The organism is Haemophilus sp. SZY H36, from assembly GCF_018829625.1.
Taxonomy (GTDB): Bacteria; Pseudomonadota; Gammaproteobacteria; order Enterobacterales; family Pasteurellaceae; genus Haemophilus; species Haemophilus haemolyticus_K.
Genome location: NZ_JAHKKA010000002.1, coordinates 119,559 through 137,805, shown reverse-complemented (window position 1 = coordinate 137,805; position 18,247 = coordinate 119,559). Strand labels below are relative to the sequence as shown.

Here is an 18,247-nt window from a genome sequence, read left to right as displayed (position 1 = left end):
AAGAGGGGGACTGGCTATATTATTTAGTTCTTTCTTTGTAATGAACTTCACTCAAAGCACGTAATCGCTCTGCTGCCTGTTCTGCCGTTAAATCGCGTTGGCTTTCGCCTAACATTTCATATCCCACCATGAATTTACGCACGGTTGCTGAGCGTAAAAGAGGAGGGTAAAAATGAGCATGTAGCTGCCAATGTTCGTTATCTTCGCCATTAAATGGTGCCGCATGAAATCCCATTGAATATGGGAAAGAGGTTTCAAATAGATTGTCGTATTTGGTCGTCAATTTTTTCAAAATAACCGCAAGATCTTTTGATTGTTCGTTACTTAATTCAGTTAAACGTTTTACATGAGTTTTTGGTAAAAGCAATGTTTCAAATGGCCAAACAGCCCAATAAGGCACTAAAGCTACCCAATGTTCAGTTTCAACGACAATACGTTCTTTTAACTCCAGTTCTCGTTTTACATAATCAACCAACATTACTGAACCATGTTTTAGCAAATAATCGCGTTGTGTGCAATCTTCACGAGCAACTTCATTTGGCAAGAAACTATTCGCCCAAATTTGACCATGTGGATGTGGGTTAGAACACCCCATTGCTGCTCCTTTGTTTTCAAAAATTTGCACCCATTGGTATTTCGCACCAAGTTCACGAAGTTGCTCTTGCCATACTTTAATCACTTCTTCAATCTCAAGTGCGGTCAATAATGGCAATGTTTTACTATGATCTGGAGAGAAACAAATGACTCGACTTTCCCCACGAGCTTGAGAACTTTGGAAAAGTGGATCTGAGGATTTTTCAGGGGCTGGCGTATCTTCTAAAAGCGCGGAAAAATCATTTTTAAACACATAAGGTTTACGATAATCTGGATTTAATTCACCTGTAATACGCTTATTACTCGGGCAAAGATAACAAGTTGGATCATAACTTGGTTTTTGTTCTTCATTCACTTTTTCTTGTTGACCTTGCCATGGACGCTTAGCACGATGTGGTGATACCAAAACCCATTGATCAATTAACGGATTATAGCGACGATGTGGATGCTCGGTTGGTTCAAAAATATCACTCATAATTGGCTCCCCTTCTAAATTGTAAACGATTACACAAAATACTGCGCATAAGATAGCAAATTCAAAAAAATAAACCGTGATCAGTATCACATAATGGGAAAATCTCTGAAAGTTTTTTGTGATCTCGGTTACAAATCAGAAAGTAACCGCTTTCAATTTTATCTAGAAAGAACATAATAAGAAACGTGATTTCATTATGGAGAGCATTCTATGAGCACCATTCATGATGTAGCCGAATTAGCCCATGTATCTATTGCTACTGTTTCTCGTGTTGTAAATCAGCATCCCTCAGTCAGTGAAGATACCCGCCTTGCAGTAAAACAAGCAATTGAACAACTTAATTATCAGCCTAATGCAAATGCTAAAGCCCTTGCAATACAAAACACCGATACTATTGGTGTGGTTGTTACCGATGTAACAGACTCATTTTTTGCTATTTTAGTGAAAGCCGTAGATAAAGTTGCAGAAGCACACCGTAAAACAATCTTGATTGGTATTGGCTATCACCATGCAGAGAAGGAACGTGAAGCTATTGATACTTTACTTCGCAAGCGTTGTAGTTGTTTAGTTGTGCATTCAAAAGCGTTATCTGACGATGAGCTTAGCCATTATTTGAAAACAGTACCAGGAATGGTGATTATCAACCGAGTGATTCAAGGCTATGAAAATCGTTGCGTAAGTTTAGACAATAAAAAAGGAACCTACTTAGCAACGGAAATGCTTATCCGTTGTGGTCATAAACATATCGCATATATTGGATCTAACCATGCAATTTTCGATGAAATTGAGCGTCGAGATGGTTATCTAACTGCATTAAAAGATCATAATTATCCAATTATTGAGCATGCCATAACGCACAATTCACCAGACTTCGAAGGTGGTGAAAAAGCAATGATTGATTTACTTAGTTATAACAAAGATCTCACTGCGGTAGTTGCCTATAACGATTCAATGGCAGCGGGAGCTATTTCAGTTCTCAATGAAAACAATATTAGTGTACCAAGCCAATTTTCAATCATTGGTTTTGACGATATGCCAATCGCTCGTTATTTAATTCCCAAATTGACGACCATTCGCTATCCTATTGATTTAATGGCAACTTATGCAGCCAACCTTGCATTAAGCCTTGTCGATAATGAGGTGAGAACGCCATCAACAATTCAATTTAACCCAACATTAGTACGTCGTTTTTCTGTAGAATCTATCTAAATTTGAAGATAAACGCACTCATAAAATGTGATAGCGATCACAAATCCGAATTTTTAATGTAATCGTTTTCATTTATGTGAGTTTGATCACAGATTCCAAGCAGATTATTCGCTAATATGGCATCAATTGCAGAATGTAATGCAATATTTATCTCTAACATCAACATTCCAAAATAGGAGCGTTATTATGAAAAAAACAGCAGTATTAAGTGCGGTTGCTTTGGCTATCGGTTTAGGTGCAGCATCTTCTAGCTTCGCAGCAAGTAACAAAATTGGTGTAACCATTTACAAATACGATGACAACTTCATGTCTTTAATGCGTAAAGAAATCGACAAAGAAGCTAAAGCACTTGGTGGCATTAACTTATTAATGAATGACTCCCAAAATGCACAATCAATTCAAAATGACCAAGTTGATGTATTACTTTCCAAAGGTGTGAAAGCTCTTGCAATTAACTTAGTTGACCCAGCTGCAGCGCCAACCATTATTAGCAAAGCAAAACCAGATAACATTCCGGTTGTATTCTTTAATAAAGACCCAGGTGCAAAAGCTATCGGTTCTTATGAACACGCTTACTATGTAGGTACTGATCCAAAAGAATCTGGCTTAATTCAAGGGGATTTAATTGCAAAACAATGGAAAGCGAATCCAGCTCTAGACTTAAATAAAGATGGCAAAATCCAATTCGTATTATTAAAAGGTGAACCAGGTCACCCTGATGCTGAAGCACGTACAAAATTCGTAGTTGAAGAACTTAATGCAAAAGGTATCCAAACTGAACAATTATTTATTGATACAGGTATGTGGGATGCTGCAATGGCGAAAGATAAAGTAGATGCTTGGTTATCTAGCTCTAAAGCGAACGACATTGAAGTAATTATTTCTAACAACGATGGTATGGCATTAGGCGCATTAGAAGCAACCAAAGCACATGGTAAAAAACTCCCTATCTTCGGTGTGGATGCATTACCAGAAGCATTACAACTCATCAAAAAAGGTGAACTTGCTGGTACTGTGTTAAACGATGGTGTGAACCAAGGTAAAGCAGTTGTTCAATTATCTAACAACTTAGCACAAGGCAAAGCAGCAACTGAGGGCACAAAATGGGAATTAAAAGATCGTGTTGTACGTATCCCTTATGTTGGTGTAGATAAAGACAACTTAAGCGACTTCTTAAAATAATTTCTCATCAATTTTTGTTGTAATCCAAGGGGAAGTTGCCCTTCCCCTTTTTAACGAGGTTGGATATGACATCTCAAACTCAAACTCAAAGTCAAGACAGCCAAGTGCTGCTCACAATGACCAATGTCTGCAAGTCCTTTCCAGGCGTAAAAGCCTTAGATAACGCAAACTTAACGGTTCGATCACATTCTGTTCATGCTTTAATGGGTGAAAACGGCGCGGGTAAATCTACATTACTAAAATGTTTATTCGGTATTTATGCCAAAGATGAAGGTGAAATCCTTTTCTTAGGTAAACCCGTCAATTTTAAAACATCTAAAGAAGCCCTTGAGAATGGTATTTCAATGGTGCACCAAGAACTCAACCTCGTGCGCCAAACTAGCGTAATGGATAACTTGTGGCTTGGACGCTATCCACTTAAAGGACCTTTTGTCGATCACGCGAAAATGTACCGTGATACTAAAGCGATTTTTGATGAATTGGATATTGATGTAGATCCTAAAGAAAAGGTCGCCAAACTTTCAGTTTCTCAAATGCAGATGATCGAAATTGCGAAGGCGTTCTCGTATAACGCTAAAATCGTAATCATGGATGAACCCACATCCTCGCTTTCTGAAAAAGAAGTTGAGCATCTGTTTAAAATTATCGACAAATTAAAACAACGCGGTTGCGGAATTATTTATATTTCTCACAAAATGGATGAAATCTTCAAAATCTGTGATGAAATTACTATTTTACGCGACGGTAAATGGATCAACACGGTAAACGTGAAAGAATCCAGCATGGAACAAATTGTCGGAATGATGGTAGGTCGTGAATTAACACAGCGTTTCCCTGAAAAAACAAACACGCCAAAAGAAGTAATTTTACAGGTGGAAAATCTTACCGCTAAAAATCAACCATCCATTCAAGACGTATCTTTTGAATTACGAAAAGGTGAAATTCTCGGTATTGCAGGCCTTGTGGGGGCTAAACGTACTGATATCGTTGAAGCTATTTTTGGTGTACGTGAATTAACCGAAGGAACTATCAAGTTGCACGGAAAAACCGTGAAAAATCATACCGCACTTGAAGCGATTAATAATGGCTTTGCATTGGTAACTGAAGAGCGTCGTTCAACAGGTATTTACTCTAATTTAAGCATTGAATTTAACTCATTGATTTCAAATATGAAATCTTATCTCACCCCATGGAAATTACTTAGCACGAAGAAAATGAAAAGTGATACTCAGTGGGTGATTGATTCAATGAATGTTAAAACACCATCACATAGAACAACAATTGGTTCTCTTTCCGGCGGTAACCAACAAAAGGTCATTATTGGTCGTTGGCTTTTAACTCAACCTGAAATTCTGATGCTTGATGAGCCGACTCGCGGTATCGACATTGGGGCTAAATTTGAAATTTACCAACTCATTCAAGAACTCGCTAAAAAAGACAAAGGCATTATTATGATTTCATCAGAAATGCCTGAATTACTAGGTGTAACTGACCGTATTTTAGTGATGAGTAACGGTAAATTGGCGGGTGTTGTAGAAACTGCAAAAACTTCGCAAGAAGAAATTTTGCAACTCGCTGCGAAATATTTATAACAAAAGGAACAGATTATGAGTGCCTTACAAAAAAACAAATCCTTTGATTTCTTAAAGCAAAATGCCATTTATTTTGTGCTATTGATTTTGCTCGGTATTATTATTGCGCAAGATCCAACATTCTTAAATTTGATGAACTTTAGTAATATTTTAACTCAATCTTCAGTTCGTTTAATTATTGCGCTTGGGGTTGCTGGTTTATTAATTACACAAGGAACGGACTTATCTGCTGGTCGTCAAGTTGGTTTGGCTGCAGTTATCTCTGCAACTATGTTGCAATCAATGGAAAATATGAACCGCGTATTTCCTGAAATGGGTGAAATTCCAATTCCTGTTGTTATTCTTGCCGTTTGTGCTGTGGGAGCAATTATTGGTTTAATAAATGGATTGGTTATTGCTTACTTAAATGTAACACCGTTTATTGCAACTATGGGAACCATGATTATCGTATATGGTTTCAACTCACTATACTATGATGCTGTAGGTGGATCGCCAATCGCTGGTTTTAGTGAAAATTTCTCAACATTTGCTCAAGGCTTTTTCCGAATTGGGAGTTTCAAGCTTTCTTATATTACTATTTATGCTGCAATTGCTTCATTTCTGGTGTGGATAATGTGGAACAAAACCCGTTTTGGTAAAAATATCTTTGCTATTGGGGGAAATCCGGAAGCTGCAAAAGTTTCAGGCGTGAATGTTGCACGTAATTTAGTTGTGATTTATATGATCGCCGGTGTGTTTTATGCCTTTGGGGGGATGCTCGAAGCAGGCCGTATCGGTTCTGCAACTAACAACTTAGGTTTTATGTATGAATTAGATGCGATTGCCGCTTGCGTAGTGGGTGGCGTATCCTTCGCGGGTGGTGTAGGGACAGTAATTGGTGTCATCACTGGCGTTATCATCTTTACAGTTATAAACTACGGTTTAACTTACATCGGTGTAAACCCTTACTGGCAATACATCATCAAAGGTAGCATTATTATTTTAGCGGTAGCCATTGACTCATTAAAATATGCGAAGAAGAAATAATTATTCTAGATAAAAAGAGTAGAGAAAATAACCGCACTTTGTAAAGTGCGGTTATTTTTTATATAAATCTTAAAGGTAGGTAGAATTCTGAAAGAGATGTTTCTTGGTAACTATGTTGAAATCAATCATTAAGTATTTATAGTCTATATAAATAAAAAGCGACTTACTTTTACATAAGTCGCTTTTGGGAAGGCTTAATTAATGTTTAGGTCTGAAGAAAATCATTGTAAAGATTTGCCAGAAGAAGGCTAGTGCACCGAAGATGAATACCACATCACCGCCTAGACGTACCCAACGTAAGGTATCGAATAATGGCTGTTGCATAAATTCTTCACTACGTGCATACCATAAGCCTTCTGAGATACTTGCATATCCTTGGATAACACCGATAGGTAGTAAGCTTGATACGATCATCAGTACTAAACCGCCGTTTAATAACCAGAATCCCCATTTCATTAACTTATCGTTAAATGGTGTATCTGGACGTAAATAACGAGCGATTAAGAAGACGAAACCTAATGCTAAGAAGCCATACACACCGAATAATGCAGCGTGAGCGTGAACAGCAGTCGTGTTCAAGCCTTGAACATAGTAGAGTGAAATTGGTGGGTTGATTAAGAAACCAAATACACCTGCACCTAACATATTCCAGAATGCGACGGCTACGAAGCAGTAAAGAGGCCATTTTAAGCGTTCCATCCAAGGTGCTTTTTGTTTCATTGCCCAATGTTCCCATGCTTCGTGACCTAATAATACTAAAGGTACCACCTCAAGTGCAGAGAATGATGCACCTACAGCAATAATTGGAGTGGTTGCACCCGCGAAGTATAAGTGGTGGAAAGTGCCAGGGATACCACCGATTAAGAACAACGCTGCTTCAGTAATGGTTGCCACAGTCGCAGTACGACGTGAAACTAAACCTAAACTTACGAAGATGAATGAGAGTGCCGCTACAGAGAATACTTCGAAGAATCCTTCTACCCATAGGTGAACTACCCACCAACGCCAGTATTCCATCACAGAAATGTGAGTGTGCTCGCCGTAGAATAATGCTGGACCATAGAATAACCCGATCGCAATGACGGAAGCGAAGAATAATGCCAATAAGTTTTTATCACCGGGTTGTTTGAACGCATTCACTGTACCGCGAAGCATTAAGACTAACCAGAACAAGATACCTGCGAATTTCACTGCTTGCCAGAAACGGCCTAAGTCAATGAATTCGTAACCTTGGTGACCGAACATAAAGCTCCATTCTTCAGGAAGAATATGCGCAATCGCTAAGTAGCTACCAGTAAATGAACCCACTACTAATACCACTAATGCCCAGTAGAGAACATCTACCCCCAATTTTTGGAATTTCGGATCTTTACCACCATTGATGATTGGTGCAAGGAATAAACCGCCAGCTAAGAATGCCATCGCAATCCAGAATAATGCTGCTTGAATATGCCATGTACGCACTAATGAATAAGGTAAGTATTGAGAAATATCAATACCATAGAATTCTTGACCTTCAACGGTATAGTGAGCAACAATCGCCCCTAAGTTCACTTGAAGTAAGAATAATGCAAGCACAGTGAAGAGGTATTTACCTAACGAACGTTGAGAAGGGGTAAGTTGTAATTTTGTAAGTGGATCGAATTCAGGTGTTGCTGGTTCTTTTTCATCTTCACGTTTTTTGAATGACCAAATCCATACCACGAAACCAATACCTGCAATGAGGAATACGACACTTGCAATAGACCAAATGACGTTTTCTGGTGTTGGTACGTTGTTGATTAACGGCTCATGTGGCCAGTTGTTGGTATAACTTGCATGAGTATTTGGACGTTCAGCTGAGGCAGTCCATGCTGTCCAGAAGAAGAATTTAGCTAAGTCTTTACGCGCTTGTAAGTCAGGAAGGGTATTATCCTTCATCGCAAAGTGTTCACGAGTCACTTTAGTTGCAGGATCATCACTATATAAAGAGATGTAGTATTGTGCCGTTTTTTCCATTGCTGCTAAACGGGTGTTAGAAAGCACAACGGTACCGTTTTCAACTTTACTACCGCGATATTCTTTGGTTAAACGCGCTTTTAATAAAGTTTGTTGTTCATCATTTAAATCAGCGAAGTTTTTACCAAACTCTTGATTCGCTGTAATGTCTAACCAGTTAATTAGTTCACGGTGAAGCCAATCTGCTGTCCAGTCTGGTGCTTGATATGCACCATGGCCCCAAACTGACCCCACTTGCATACCGCCTGTAGTTTGCCAAGCGGTTTGACCATGTAAAATATCATCGTGCGTAATCACTTTTTCGCCAGATTCAGAAACATATTGTTGCGGAATTGGCGGTGCTTCACGATAAACTTCGAACCCGTAGTAGCCTAAAATTGAGAATGACCCAATCAATACGGCGACTAATAGGTACCAGAACTTTTTATACTGTCCCATTTTATCACTCCTAGGTTATTGAAAAATTAACTTCCTATTTAAAATCATAGGCAAATATTTTACATAAAGTAAAATACCTGACTAATTATATCGGGTATTGTGGCGTTAAAATAATACCCCAAACAAAGTAATTGACTAAATTAGTAGGTTATTTTGATTGGAATTAAAAAAAGTGTGATTAAAAAATGATTTAACCACACTTAAATGTTTAGTAATCAGATGCTTATTCAAAATTAAAATTGGAGTGATTGGCGGGATTAAAATTGGTTTGTGTAATTCTAATACAAAGAGCGGTGAAATATCACCGCTCTTTTATCTTTAAAGTTAATTAACGTTCATTCCAACGTTTAATAGACTCACGAATCACTTCTTTCGCTTCTTCTACATCGCCCCAATGCGTTACTTTCGTTGAGCCAGGTTTCTTAAGCGCTTTATAGTTATTGAAATGGAACTCAATTTGTTTAATTAAGTTCGCAGGTAAATCTGCTAATGAATTATAGGCATTTCCTGTATCACGATCATCTGCTGGAACACAAACGATTTTGTCATCCACTTCGCCATCATCAACAAATTTCATGACACCAATTACTTTAGCCTCAAGGAATACACCTGTTGCTAATGGTTGACGAGTGATTAATAACACATCTAACTCATCGCCATCTTCATCTAAAGTTTGTGGAATGAAACCATAGTTAGTTGGTTTTGCAAAAATTGCAGGCTCAACACGATCTAATTGGAATGCCGCAACTTTACGATTCCATTCAATTTTATGGCAGCTACCTTCTGGAATTTCGTTTACTACATTGATAATGCCAGCATCTACATCGCCTGGCGTTAAAATTTGATTAAAATCAGCCATTTTGTTTCCTTCATTTTATCAAGTTAAAAAACGTGACAAGTATAGCAGTTTTTCTGCTGACTCGCAGTCTCATTTGTAGAGAAAATCAGCAAATAGATTATTTCATAACTATTCATAATTTTGACCACACTTTATTCTAAACAAAACTAACGCAAACGTTTACTTCTCATTTTTATGATGTAAAATAGCGCGCCTTATTCACTTCAATTTTTCACTCAACTTTAAGGAACACTATGCCAACTTTAGAAAAAACATTTGAGCTCAAGCAACGTGGTTCAACTGTTCGTCAAGAAATTATCGCGGGTTTAACCACGTTCTTAGCAATGGTTTATTCTGTAATCGTGGTACCCAATATGCTAGGTGCTGCAGGTTTTCCGGCGGAATCTGTCTTTATTGCCACCTGCTTAGTTGCAGGATTAGGGTCTATCTTAATCGGCTTATGGGCAAATGCACCAATGGCAATTGGTTGTGCAATTTCTCTTACAGCTTTTACAGCATTTAGCCTAGTAATTGGTCAAAAGGTTGCCATTCCTGTTGCGCTAGGCGCAGTATTCTTAATGGGGGTTGTGTTTACCTTAATTTCTGCCACGGGTATTCGTGCATGGATCTTGCGTAATTTACCATCCAGTATCGCTCACGGAGCAGGCATTGGTATCGGACTCTTTTTACTTTTAATTGCGGCAAACGGCGTAGGTTTAGTCGTCAACAACCAAGCTGGCTTACCAGTAAAATTAGGCGATTTCACCTCATTCCCTGTAATGATGTCCTTAATTGGTTTAGCGCTCATTATCGGCCTTGAAAAAATGAAAATTAAAGGCGGCATTTTATGGGTAATTATCGCTATTACTATCGTAGGTTTAATTTTTGATCCAAATGTAAAATTTGGCGGAGAGATTTTCAAAATGCCAACCTTTGGTGAAAATTCTCTTTTCTTACAATTAGACTTTATGGGCGCACTACAACCCGCAATCTTACCTGTCGTATTTGCGTTGGTAATGACCGCCGTATTTGATGCAACGGGCACTATTCGCGCAGTTGCAGGTCAAGCAGACTTACTTGATAAAGACGGTCAAATTATCAATGGCGGTAAAGCTTTAACTTCAGACTCAATCAGTAGCTTATTCTCAGGCTTATTCGGTACAGCACCAGCTGCTGTTTATATTGAATCAGCAGCAGGAACAGCAGCAGGCGGTAAAACCGGTATTACTGCAATCGTTGTTGGTGTGTTATTCCTATTAATGCTTTTCTTTCAACCATTAGCTTTCTTAGTGCCTGGATACGCAACTGCCCCAGCATTAATGTATGTTGGTTTATTAATGTTAAGCAATGTAAGCAAATTAGATTTCGATGATTTCGTTGGCGCGATGAGCGGATTAATCTGCGCAGTGTTTATCGTACTTACCGCTAACATCGTAACAGGCATTATGCTAGGTTTTGCGGCATTAGTGATTGGAAGAATCGTGAGTGGCGATATTAAACGCTTAAATGTAGGGACTGTGATTATTGCAATCGTACTTGTTGCATTCTATGCAGGCGGTTGGGCATTATCATAATTAAATAACAAAAGGGAGTATCTTATTTGCTACTCCCTTTGCTTATTGATGTAAATGACAAATATTATATAACTTTACTGATAATTCTTCCGTCTTTAACTTGCGTCGTGATACATTCACCTTTCTTCACATCTTGAGTACTTATTATTGCTTTTCCTTGAGCATTTTCCGCAATGGAATAACCTCTCGCCAATACCTTCAACGGGCTTAAACCATCCAATTTTCCGCATAACGTTGCCAGTTTATTTTGACGTTCCGCCAGTTGCCGATTTACGCAAAAATTTAACCGCACTTGTAACTGCTCTAAGCGTTGTTGATGACGTTGCACTCGATATGGCAATGGATTTTGTTTCAAACGAGAAGAAAGTGCGGTGAATTTTTGTTGTGTATTTTCAAACTGACGCAACATAGCAAGTTGCAAGCGATGCGTAAGTTGTTCATTTTTCGCTTGTTGAGTGCGTAGCTGATTCTGTGGATGTTGATTGTGTAATTTTAAGATTATCTGTTTCAAACGCTGGCTTTTTCGAGTAAATAAACGATCAAATGCCATATCTAAACGTTGCTGTTGATGGCGAAGTTGTTGTAATAATTCATCTTGATTACGACTCACTAATTCAGCCGCAGCTGAAGGGGTCGGCGCACGAAGATCTGCGACAAAATCGGCAATCGTTACATCCGTTTCATGCCCCACAGCACTGATAATAGGTAAGGTTGAACGAAAAATCGCTCTCGCCACTTCTTCTTCATTAAAACACCAAAGATCTTCTAATGAACCACCACCACGGCCAACAATTAATACATCCACTTCTTGTCGCAGATTGGCAAGTTCAATCATTTGCACAATTTCTGCTGTCGCCTCTTTGCCTTGTACTGCAGTGGGATAAATAACGACTTTTAAACTTGGATCACGGCGTGCCAAAATATGCAAAATATCTTGCAATGCCGCACCTGTAGAAGACGTAATAATCCCAACCGCTTTACTAAAGTACGGTAGATTTTTCTTAAGATTTTGAGCAAATAATCCTTCCGCGGCCAATTTCATTTTTAATGCTTCAAACTGCTGTTGCAACAAACCTTCACCGGCTGGGTGCATAGAATCAATAATAAGCTGATAATCACCACGAGGCTCATATAAACTGACATTGGCACGCACAAGCACTTGCATCCCATTTTGCGGACGAAAAGCAACACGCAAATTTTTCATGCGAAACATCGCACAACGCACCTGTGCATTTTCATCTTTCAGCGTTAAATACCAATGTTCAGACACGGGTTGCGTAAAATTGGAAATTTCACCCGTTAACCAAATTTGTGAAAAATTTCCTTCGAGCATCTGGCGCGCAGCAGAATTCAGTTGAGAGACGGAATAAATATTGTCCGACATAATTTGTTATGGCTTAAAAGTTAAAGATAATCCCCCTCTTTTCTAAAGAGGGAAGCTTGATTATTCTATAATGACCCAACCATCATCAACCCAGTTACAAATGGAATCCAACAGTAAATCCATTGAGGTTTCAGGATCTTCGGTTTCATTTACTAAATTTGATAAAAATGCCCAGTCCAAACTTTCACCATCAGATAAGCGTTTCAACACTTCGGTCTCAATCACATTAAGTTCATCTAACCACTCGCCGTTCGCATAAATTCGCAGCGGATTTTCGGTGTAAAGCAATTTACAATTGTTGTCTTGAGAAAGGAATGCCCCCTCCTCTTCTAAAATTGATCGCACTTCATCAGGATCGCACATTTCATCAGAGACTAATAACTCATAACGACGAGAACTCACTGCACTTGCTACGGCTTGCTTAAACAATGCATCAAAAGCTTCTGAATGGGCCAATTTATCTAATAAAAGCTGTTTCATTGCTTGAATATTTTCATCCGCAAGTTTACCTGTACGTTGTTCAGACTGGCTTAAACGTAGCGGTAAATCAAACTCATTTAAATTTAAATCAGGATCTTGATGACAAAAACCTTTGCTTATCCCATCAATCAAATTGCTTAAATTTGGATAACGCAAGCCAAAAGAAAAGGTTAAACAATCATCTTCAGCCACACCATAATGTGCCATACGGGCTGGAATATACAAAATATCGCCCGGATTCATCACTTCATCAATCACCAATTCGCCCATATCGTCAAAAATACGGATTGGCTGATTGGGTTTAAATTCGGTACTTGGATCACACCATTTACCTAATTGCCAACGACGATGACCATATCCTTGCACCAAGAATACATCATACTCATCATAATGCTTACCAACAGAGCCACCTTTCGGCGCGTAAGACACCATAATGTCGTCACGTTGCCACTGAGGAATAAAGCCAAATTTGTTCCAAAGTTGTCCTAATTCAGGCGACCATTGCTCCAAATTTTGAACTAACACTGACCATTTTTCTGGTAACTTTTGAAAATCCTTCTCGCTTAAAGGGCTAAAAAAAACTTTCCAATCATCATCAGAAAATGTCTTCACTAAACGAGCAGTAACATCTTCATTTTGTGCAAGCTCAATAATATCTTGTGGCTCAAACTGCCCAACAATTTCAGGCAAACCGTTACGAATCACAAGTGGCTTTTTCTGCCAATAATCACGTAGAAAAATTTCTGTCGTGATATGTTCAGGTAAACAAAAATCAACAGATGAAAGTGCGGTCATTTTTAAGCTCCTTTTTCTTTGTCTTTGGCTGCAGCTTGCTCTGCTGCACGTTTACGGCGAATTTCTTTTGGATCAGCAAGTAATGGACGATAAATTTCAATACGATCGCCCTCTTTTAATACATCAGTCAATTTTATTGGACGACTGAAAATCCCAATTTTATTTGTGCTCAAATCAATCTCTGGAAATTGGCTTAAAATCCCTGATTGAGTAATCGCAGTTTGCACGGTGATTCCTTCATCAACTTGAAAAGATTTCAAATAATAACGTTCGGGCAAAGCATAAGCGATTTCAATGTTAATCTGATTCATTTTTACTTCTTCATAAAAAAAATTTCCGTTATTATAGCGGAAAAGTGTAGCGAATTTTAGGGGCTGTGGGTAAATAAGGAAAGAATATGAGTTGGGTATTTTTTGCGATAGGTTCTGCATTTTTTGCAGGGCTCACGGCAATCTTAGGCAAGCTTGGTGTAGAAGGGATGAATAGTAATCTTGCCACCTTTATTCGAACTCTTGTCATTTTATTTGTGACGGCAGGCATTCTATCTGCTCGTAACGAGTGGCAATTGCCACAGCATATTGCAGTAAAACCGTTTAGTTTTCTGATTTTATCAGGTATTGCAACCGGGTTGTCTTGGCTTTGTTATTATCGCGCGCTCCAACTTGCCCCTGCCTCTTGGGTTGCACCGATTGATAAATTAAGTGTAGTTATTGCGATTATGCTGGGGGTTGTCATTTTAGGGGAGCCACTCAGCCTAAAATTAATTATCGGTAGTATTTTAATTTTATCAGGTGTACTTGTTTTGGCGCTATAGTAAAAATATGATAAATCAAATCAGTGTTTACGATAAAGAAAATTTCTTTGAGCTTTACCAAAAGCTTCGTTCTAATCCTATTAGTCTAAATGAAGTTGTTGAGAAACCGACAATGCTTTCACTTTTGTCAGACTTACAAGGAAAAAAATTACTTGATCTTGGGTGTGGGGCTGGTGAACATTTAGCACTTTATTTATCAAGAGGCGCTAGACACGTAGTTGGAATCGATCTGTCCGCAAATATGTTAAAGCAAGCTAAAATTGATTTAGAAAAGCGCGGTGAATTTAAAGATTGTTTTTCTCTTTATCAATTACCTATGGAAAAACTTATTGAATTGCCAGAAGATAATTTTGATGTAATTACGAGTTCTTTTGCTTTTCATTATGTAAAAGAATTTCCTCAATTGTTGTCTGCAATTTTTAATAAGTTGAAAGCAAATGGTGTGCTTGTTTTTTCTCAAGAACATCCTATCACGACCTGCCATAAGACGGGGGAACGTTGGGAAAAAAATGAGAATAAACAGCAAATTGCTTACCGTTTGAATCATTATCGAGATGAAGGAGAAAGAGAACGGAGTTGGTTTAAGCAGACTTTTAAGACTTATCATCGTACGACTGCAACGATTATTAATAATTTGATTAAAGTAGGTTTTCAAATTGAGCAAATGGAAGAACCTATGTTAGCAGATCAGGTTCAATGGCATCATGAATTTAAAGATTTACAGCATCGCCCCGTTTTGCTTTTTATCCTTGCTAGGAAGGTTGTGTGATTTTGTGGCTAAAAAGATAAGAAATACCCGCATCTTGATGCGGGTATTATTTTTTAAAGATTGTTTAATTTCATTTTGGCCATTTGTTGTTCTAATTGGCTACCACTTTGTTGTGCTTGCTCAAAGCTGTTTTTAGCCGCAACTTTATCTCCTTTGGCGACTTGGATATCGCCAGTTAAAATCGCTTTACGAGCATTAAAACTTTCACCTTTCACTTGATTTAAGCTGGTTAACGCATTATCTAATTGACCTAATTGAAATTGCACCGCACTTAGACGTAATGCAACAATAGATGTTAATACTTCATCTTGAGATTGAGTTAATGCTTGATTTAAGTTTACTTCTGCTGCTACAAAATCTTGTTTTTCAGTCGCTTTTTTCGCTTCATCTAACAAAGCAAAGACAGCGTATGCAGTTTTGCTGTTAGCTTGCACAAATTGTTCTATATTTGCTTTTTTAGCTTGTTCATCTTGTTGTGCAGAATAGATTAACGCATCATACTGAGCTGAAGCTTGAGCGATTTGTTCTGCTTGGTGCGCTTGCCAATAACGCCATCCAAACATACCACCCACACCTAAGATAAAGGCGACAATAATTGTTTTGCCATTCTCTTTCCACCAGTCTTTCAACTGGTTAATCTCTTGTTCTTCTTCAATGGAATAAGCCATGTTTTTCCCCTTTTAAATTAAAATTGAGTTTGAATATAGTCGATTATATTCACTAAATCTAAGGTTTGCTGATCTGCACCACCTTGTAAGTGTTTAACAACGACTTGTTTATTTTGAACTTCGCTTTCGCCGATAACTAATGCCAATGTTGCACCAGATTTATCTGCACGTTTAAATTGTTTTTTGAAATTACCGCCAGAGCAGTGCAACATAGTATTTAAGTGCGGTAATTCTGAGCGTACTTTTTCTGCTAATTCAAAAGCGGCTAATGTTGTGCCTTCACCTTGATAAACAACATAAATATCCACCGCACTTTTAACCGGAACATTTGGATTAACTTCTTGTACCAACAAGATTAAACGCTCTAATCCCATCGCAAATCCGATGCTTGGCGTTGCATGTCCGCCAAGTTGTTCCACTAAACCGTCATAACGACCACCGCCACACACGGTACCTTGTGCACCAAGGGCTGAGGTTACCCATTCAAATACAGTTTTATTGTAATAATCTAAGCCACGAACGAGTTTAGGATTAATTTCATATTGAATACCAACAGCATTTAATAATGAACATAATTGTCCAAAATGCTCACGGCTTTCATCATCTAGATAATCAAGCAATTTTGGTGCGTTATCTAATACTTTTTGTAATTCTGGATTTTTTGTGTCCAAAATACGAAGCGGATTTTTTACCAATCGATCTTTTTCTTCATCGCTCATTAAATCTTGATGATTTTCTAAGAATCCAACCAAAGCTGAACGATAATTTGCTCGTGCTTCTAAAGAGCCAATTGAGTTAAGTTGAAGTGTCACATGTTGATCGATACCTAATGCTTTCCATAAACGATAGGTAAGCATGATTAATTCGGCATCGATTTCTGGATTCGCAATACCGAATACCTCAACACCTGCTTGATGGAATTGACGGTAACGACCTTTTTGTGGACGTTCATGACGGAACATTGGCCCCATATACCATAAACGTTGTTCATTGTTATAGATCCAACCATGTTCAATGGCGGCACGCACGCAACCTGCAGTGCCTTCAGGGCGTAAGGTTAATTGTTCGTCGTTATCCCAAAATGTGTACATTTCTTTTGAAACAACATCGGTTACTTCACCGATTGCACGCGCAAATAATGGTGTGCTTTCTACAACTGGCATACGCACTTCGGAATAACCATAATTGTTTAATACCTGGCGTACTTGCGCTTCAATCCATTGCCACAATGGAGATTCAGTAGGGGAGCAATCGTTCATTCCGCGAATTGCTTGAATAGTTTTAGCCACGAGCTTTCCTTAAATAATTCTGTTTTTTGGATCTTGTTGTGCGACTTTTGCACGAATTTTTGCTTCTAATTGGTTAACAATATCTTCGTTATCGAAGCGTTCTTTTTGACGTTCGCCATTAAGATAATAACCACTTTTTTTGTTACCACCAGTTACCCCGAGATCTGATACGAGCGCTTCGCCAGGACCATTCACTACGCAACCGATAATTGATACATCCATTGGTGTAATAATATCTTCAAGGCGTTGTTCTAACGCATTTACTGTACCGATCACATCAAATTCTTGGCGAGAGCAGGTTGGGCACGCAATAAAATTAATGCCACGAGAGCGAATTCGTAAAGATTTGAGAATATCAAAACCTACTTTAATTTCCTCTACGGGATCGGCTGCTAATGATACACGTAATGTGTCACCAATACCTTCGGCAAGTAACATACCTAAACCTATTGCAGATTTAACTGCACCTGCACGCGCGCCGCCTGCCTCAGTAATACCTAAATGCAATGGCTGTTTGATAGATTTGGCAAGTAAACGATAAGCTTCTACCGCTAAGAACACATCAGAGGCTTTTACACTCACCTTAAATTGATCGAAGTTAAGACGGTCTAGAATTTCTACATGACGCAATGCTGATTCTAATAATGCTTCTGGTGTTGGCTCGCCGTATTTTTCTTGCAGATCTTTTTCTAAAGAGCCTGCGTTTACGCCGATACGAATCGGAATATTTTTGTCACGAGCACAATCAACAACGGCACGGATACGATCTTCACGACCAATATTGCCTGGATTGATACGTAAACAATCTACTCCATATTCTGCGACTTTTAGCGCGATACGATAGTCGAAATGAATATCTGCTACGAGCGGGACATTCACTTGCTGTTTAATTTGTTTAAATGCTTCTGCGGCATCCATTGTTGGAACAGATACGCGAACGATATCTGCGCCAACACGTTCTAATGATTTAATTTGAGCAACAGTCGCCTCCACATCAGTGGTGCGAGTATTTGTCATTGATTGCACGGCAATTGGTGCATCACCACCAACGGGTACATTTCCTACATAAATTTTTGTCGATTCACGACGCTTAATGCTTGGTTGAAAAGCTGACATCTTTTT

16 protein-coding genes are annotated in these 18,247 nt (G+C 38.5%); 7 read left to right on the top strand and 9 right to left on the bottom strand.

What is annotated here, in order from left to right; all coding sequences use genetic code 11:
* Positions 1 to 19: 19 nt before the first annotated feature.
* Complete coding sequence (gene galT / locus KP713_RS04365) at positions 20 to 1,069, bottom strand: galactose-1-phosphate uridylyltransferase (protein WP_215769959.1); 1,050 nt, start codon at positions 1,067 to 1,069, stop codon at positions 20 to 22.
* Positions 1,070 to 1,279: 210 nt separating this feature from the next.
* Here galT and KP713_RS04360 point away from each other — a divergent pair, with 210 nt between their 5' ends.
* The 4 genes from KP713_RS04360 (at position 1,280) to mglC (ending at position 6,078) form a co-directional block, all read left to right on the top strand.
* Positions 1,280 to 2,278, top strand: coding sequence for a substrate-binding domain-containing protein (locus KP713_RS04360; RefSeq protein ID WP_005636818.1), 999 nt, complete (start codon positions 1,280 to 1,282; stop codon positions 2,276 to 2,278).
* 186 nt (positions 2,279 to 2,464) lie between these two features.
* On the top strand, positions 2,465 to 3,460 hold the full coding sequence (gene mglB, locus KP713_RS04355; RefSeq protein ID WP_215769958.1) for a galactose/glucose ABC transporter substrate-binding protein MglB: 996 nt from the start codon (positions 2,465 to 2,467) through the stop codon (positions 3,458 to 3,460).
* A gap of 65 nt (positions 3,461 to 3,525) precedes the next feature.
* Positions 3,526 to 5,052, top strand: a complete 1,527-nt coding sequence (mglA, locus tag KP713_RS04350; RefSeq protein ID WP_215769957.1) for a galactose/methyl galactoside ABC transporter ATP-binding protein MglA — start codon at positions 3,526 to 3,528, stop codon at positions 5,050 to 5,052.
* Between the two features lie 15 nt (positions 5,053 to 5,067).
* Positions 5,068 to 6,078, top strand: a complete 1,011-nt coding sequence (mglC, locus tag KP713_RS04345) for a galactose/methyl galactoside ABC transporter permease MglC (protein ID WP_048953854.1) — start codon at positions 5,068 to 5,070, stop codon at positions 6,076 to 6,078.
* Between the two features lie 198 nt (positions 6,079 to 6,276).
* Here the strand turns inward: mglC and KP713_RS04340 are convergent, their stop codons facing one another.
* Both KP713_RS04340 and KP713_RS04335 read right to left on the bottom strand, forming a co-directional pair.
* Complete coding sequence (locus tag KP713_RS04340) at positions 6,277 to 8,514, bottom strand: nitric-oxide reductase large subunit (protein ID WP_215769956.1); 2,238 nt, start codon at positions 8,512 to 8,514, stop codon at positions 6,277 to 6,279.
* Between the two features lie 328 nt (positions 8,515 to 8,842).
* Complete coding sequence (locus tag KP713_RS04335; protein WP_005630160.1) at positions 8,843 to 9,373, bottom strand: inorganic diphosphatase; 531 nt, start codon at positions 9,371 to 9,373, stop codon at positions 8,843 to 8,845.
* A gap of 233 nt (positions 9,374 to 9,606) precedes the next feature.
* Here KP713_RS04335 and KP713_RS04330 point away from each other — a divergent pair, with 233 nt between their 5' ends.
* Positions 9,607 to 10,926 carry an NCS2 family permease gene (locus tag KP713_RS04330; RefSeq protein WP_065265300.1) on the top strand — a complete coding sequence of 440 codons (1,320 nt, stop codon included), beginning with the start codon at positions 9,607 to 9,609 and terminating at the stop codon, positions 10,924 to 10,926.
* Between the two features lie 64 nt (positions 10,927 to 10,990).
* On the opposite strand, the gene xseA is transcribed toward KP713_RS04330, so the two are convergent.
* From xseA to KP713_RS04315, 3 genes are read right to left on the bottom strand one after another with little or no spacing between them, the layout of a single operon-like run.
* Positions 10,991 to 12,310: an exodeoxyribonuclease VII large subunit gene (gene xseA, locus KP713_RS04325; protein WP_215769955.1), complete on the bottom strand. Its 1,320-nt coding sequence runs from the start codon at positions 12,308 to 12,310 to the stop codon at positions 10,991 to 10,993.
* Positions 12,311 to 12,370: 60 nt separating this feature from the next.
* Entirely contained in the window at positions 12,371 to 13,585 is a 1,215-nt protein-coding gene (locus tag KP713_RS04320) for a ribosomal protein uL16 3-hydroxylase (RefSeq protein WP_215769954.1), read from the bottom strand.
* A gap of 2 nt (positions 13,586 to 13,587) precedes the next feature.
* Positions 13,588 to 13,896 carry an RnfH family protein gene (locus KP713_RS04315; RefSeq protein WP_005639243.1) on the bottom strand — a complete coding sequence of 103 codons (309 nt, stop codon included), beginning with the start codon at positions 13,894 to 13,896 and terminating at the stop codon, positions 13,588 to 13,590.
* An 86-nt stretch (positions 13,897 to 13,982) separates the two neighbouring features.
* Here KP713_RS04315 and KP713_RS04310 point away from each other — a divergent pair, with 86 nt between their 5' ends.
* Together KP713_RS04310 and KP713_RS04305 are read left to right on the top strand one after the other, a co-directional pair.
* Entirely contained in the window at positions 13,983 to 14,399 is a 417-nt protein-coding gene (locus KP713_RS04310; RefSeq protein WP_140577954.1) for an EamA family transporter, read from the top strand.
* 7 nt (positions 14,400 to 14,406) lie between these two features.
* Positions 14,407 to 15,168: a class I SAM-dependent methyltransferase gene (locus tag KP713_RS04305; RefSeq protein ID WP_215769953.1), complete on the top strand. Its 762-nt coding sequence runs from the start codon at positions 14,407 to 14,409 to the stop codon at positions 15,166 to 15,168.
* 53 nt (positions 15,169 to 15,221) lie between these two features.
* On the opposite strand, the gene KP713_RS04300 is transcribed toward KP713_RS04305, so the two are convergent.
* Genes KP713_RS04300 through ispG form a run of 3 tightly spaced genes read right to left on the bottom strand, consistent with a single transcriptional unit; the run spans position 15,222 to position 18,241 of the window.
* A complete protein-coding gene (locus KP713_RS04300) occupies positions 15,222 to 15,836 on the bottom strand; it encodes a YfgM family protein (RefSeq protein ID WP_065265294.1) in 615 nt (204 codons plus the stop codon).
* A 17-nt stretch (positions 15,837 to 15,853) separates the two neighbouring features.
* Entirely contained in the window at positions 15,854 to 17,125 is a 1,272-nt protein-coding gene (hisS, locus tag KP713_RS04295; RefSeq protein WP_065265293.1) for a histidine--tRNA ligase, read from the bottom strand.
* Positions 17,126 to 17,134: 9 nt separating this feature from the next.
* Positions 17,135 to 18,241: a flavodoxin-dependent (E)-4-hydroxy-3-methylbut-2-enyl-diphosphate synthase gene (ispG, locus tag KP713_RS04290; protein WP_005630108.1), complete on the bottom strand. Its 1,107-nt coding sequence runs from the start codon at positions 18,239 to 18,241 to the stop codon at positions 17,135 to 17,137.
* Positions 18,242 to 18,247 lie beyond the last annotated feature (6 nt).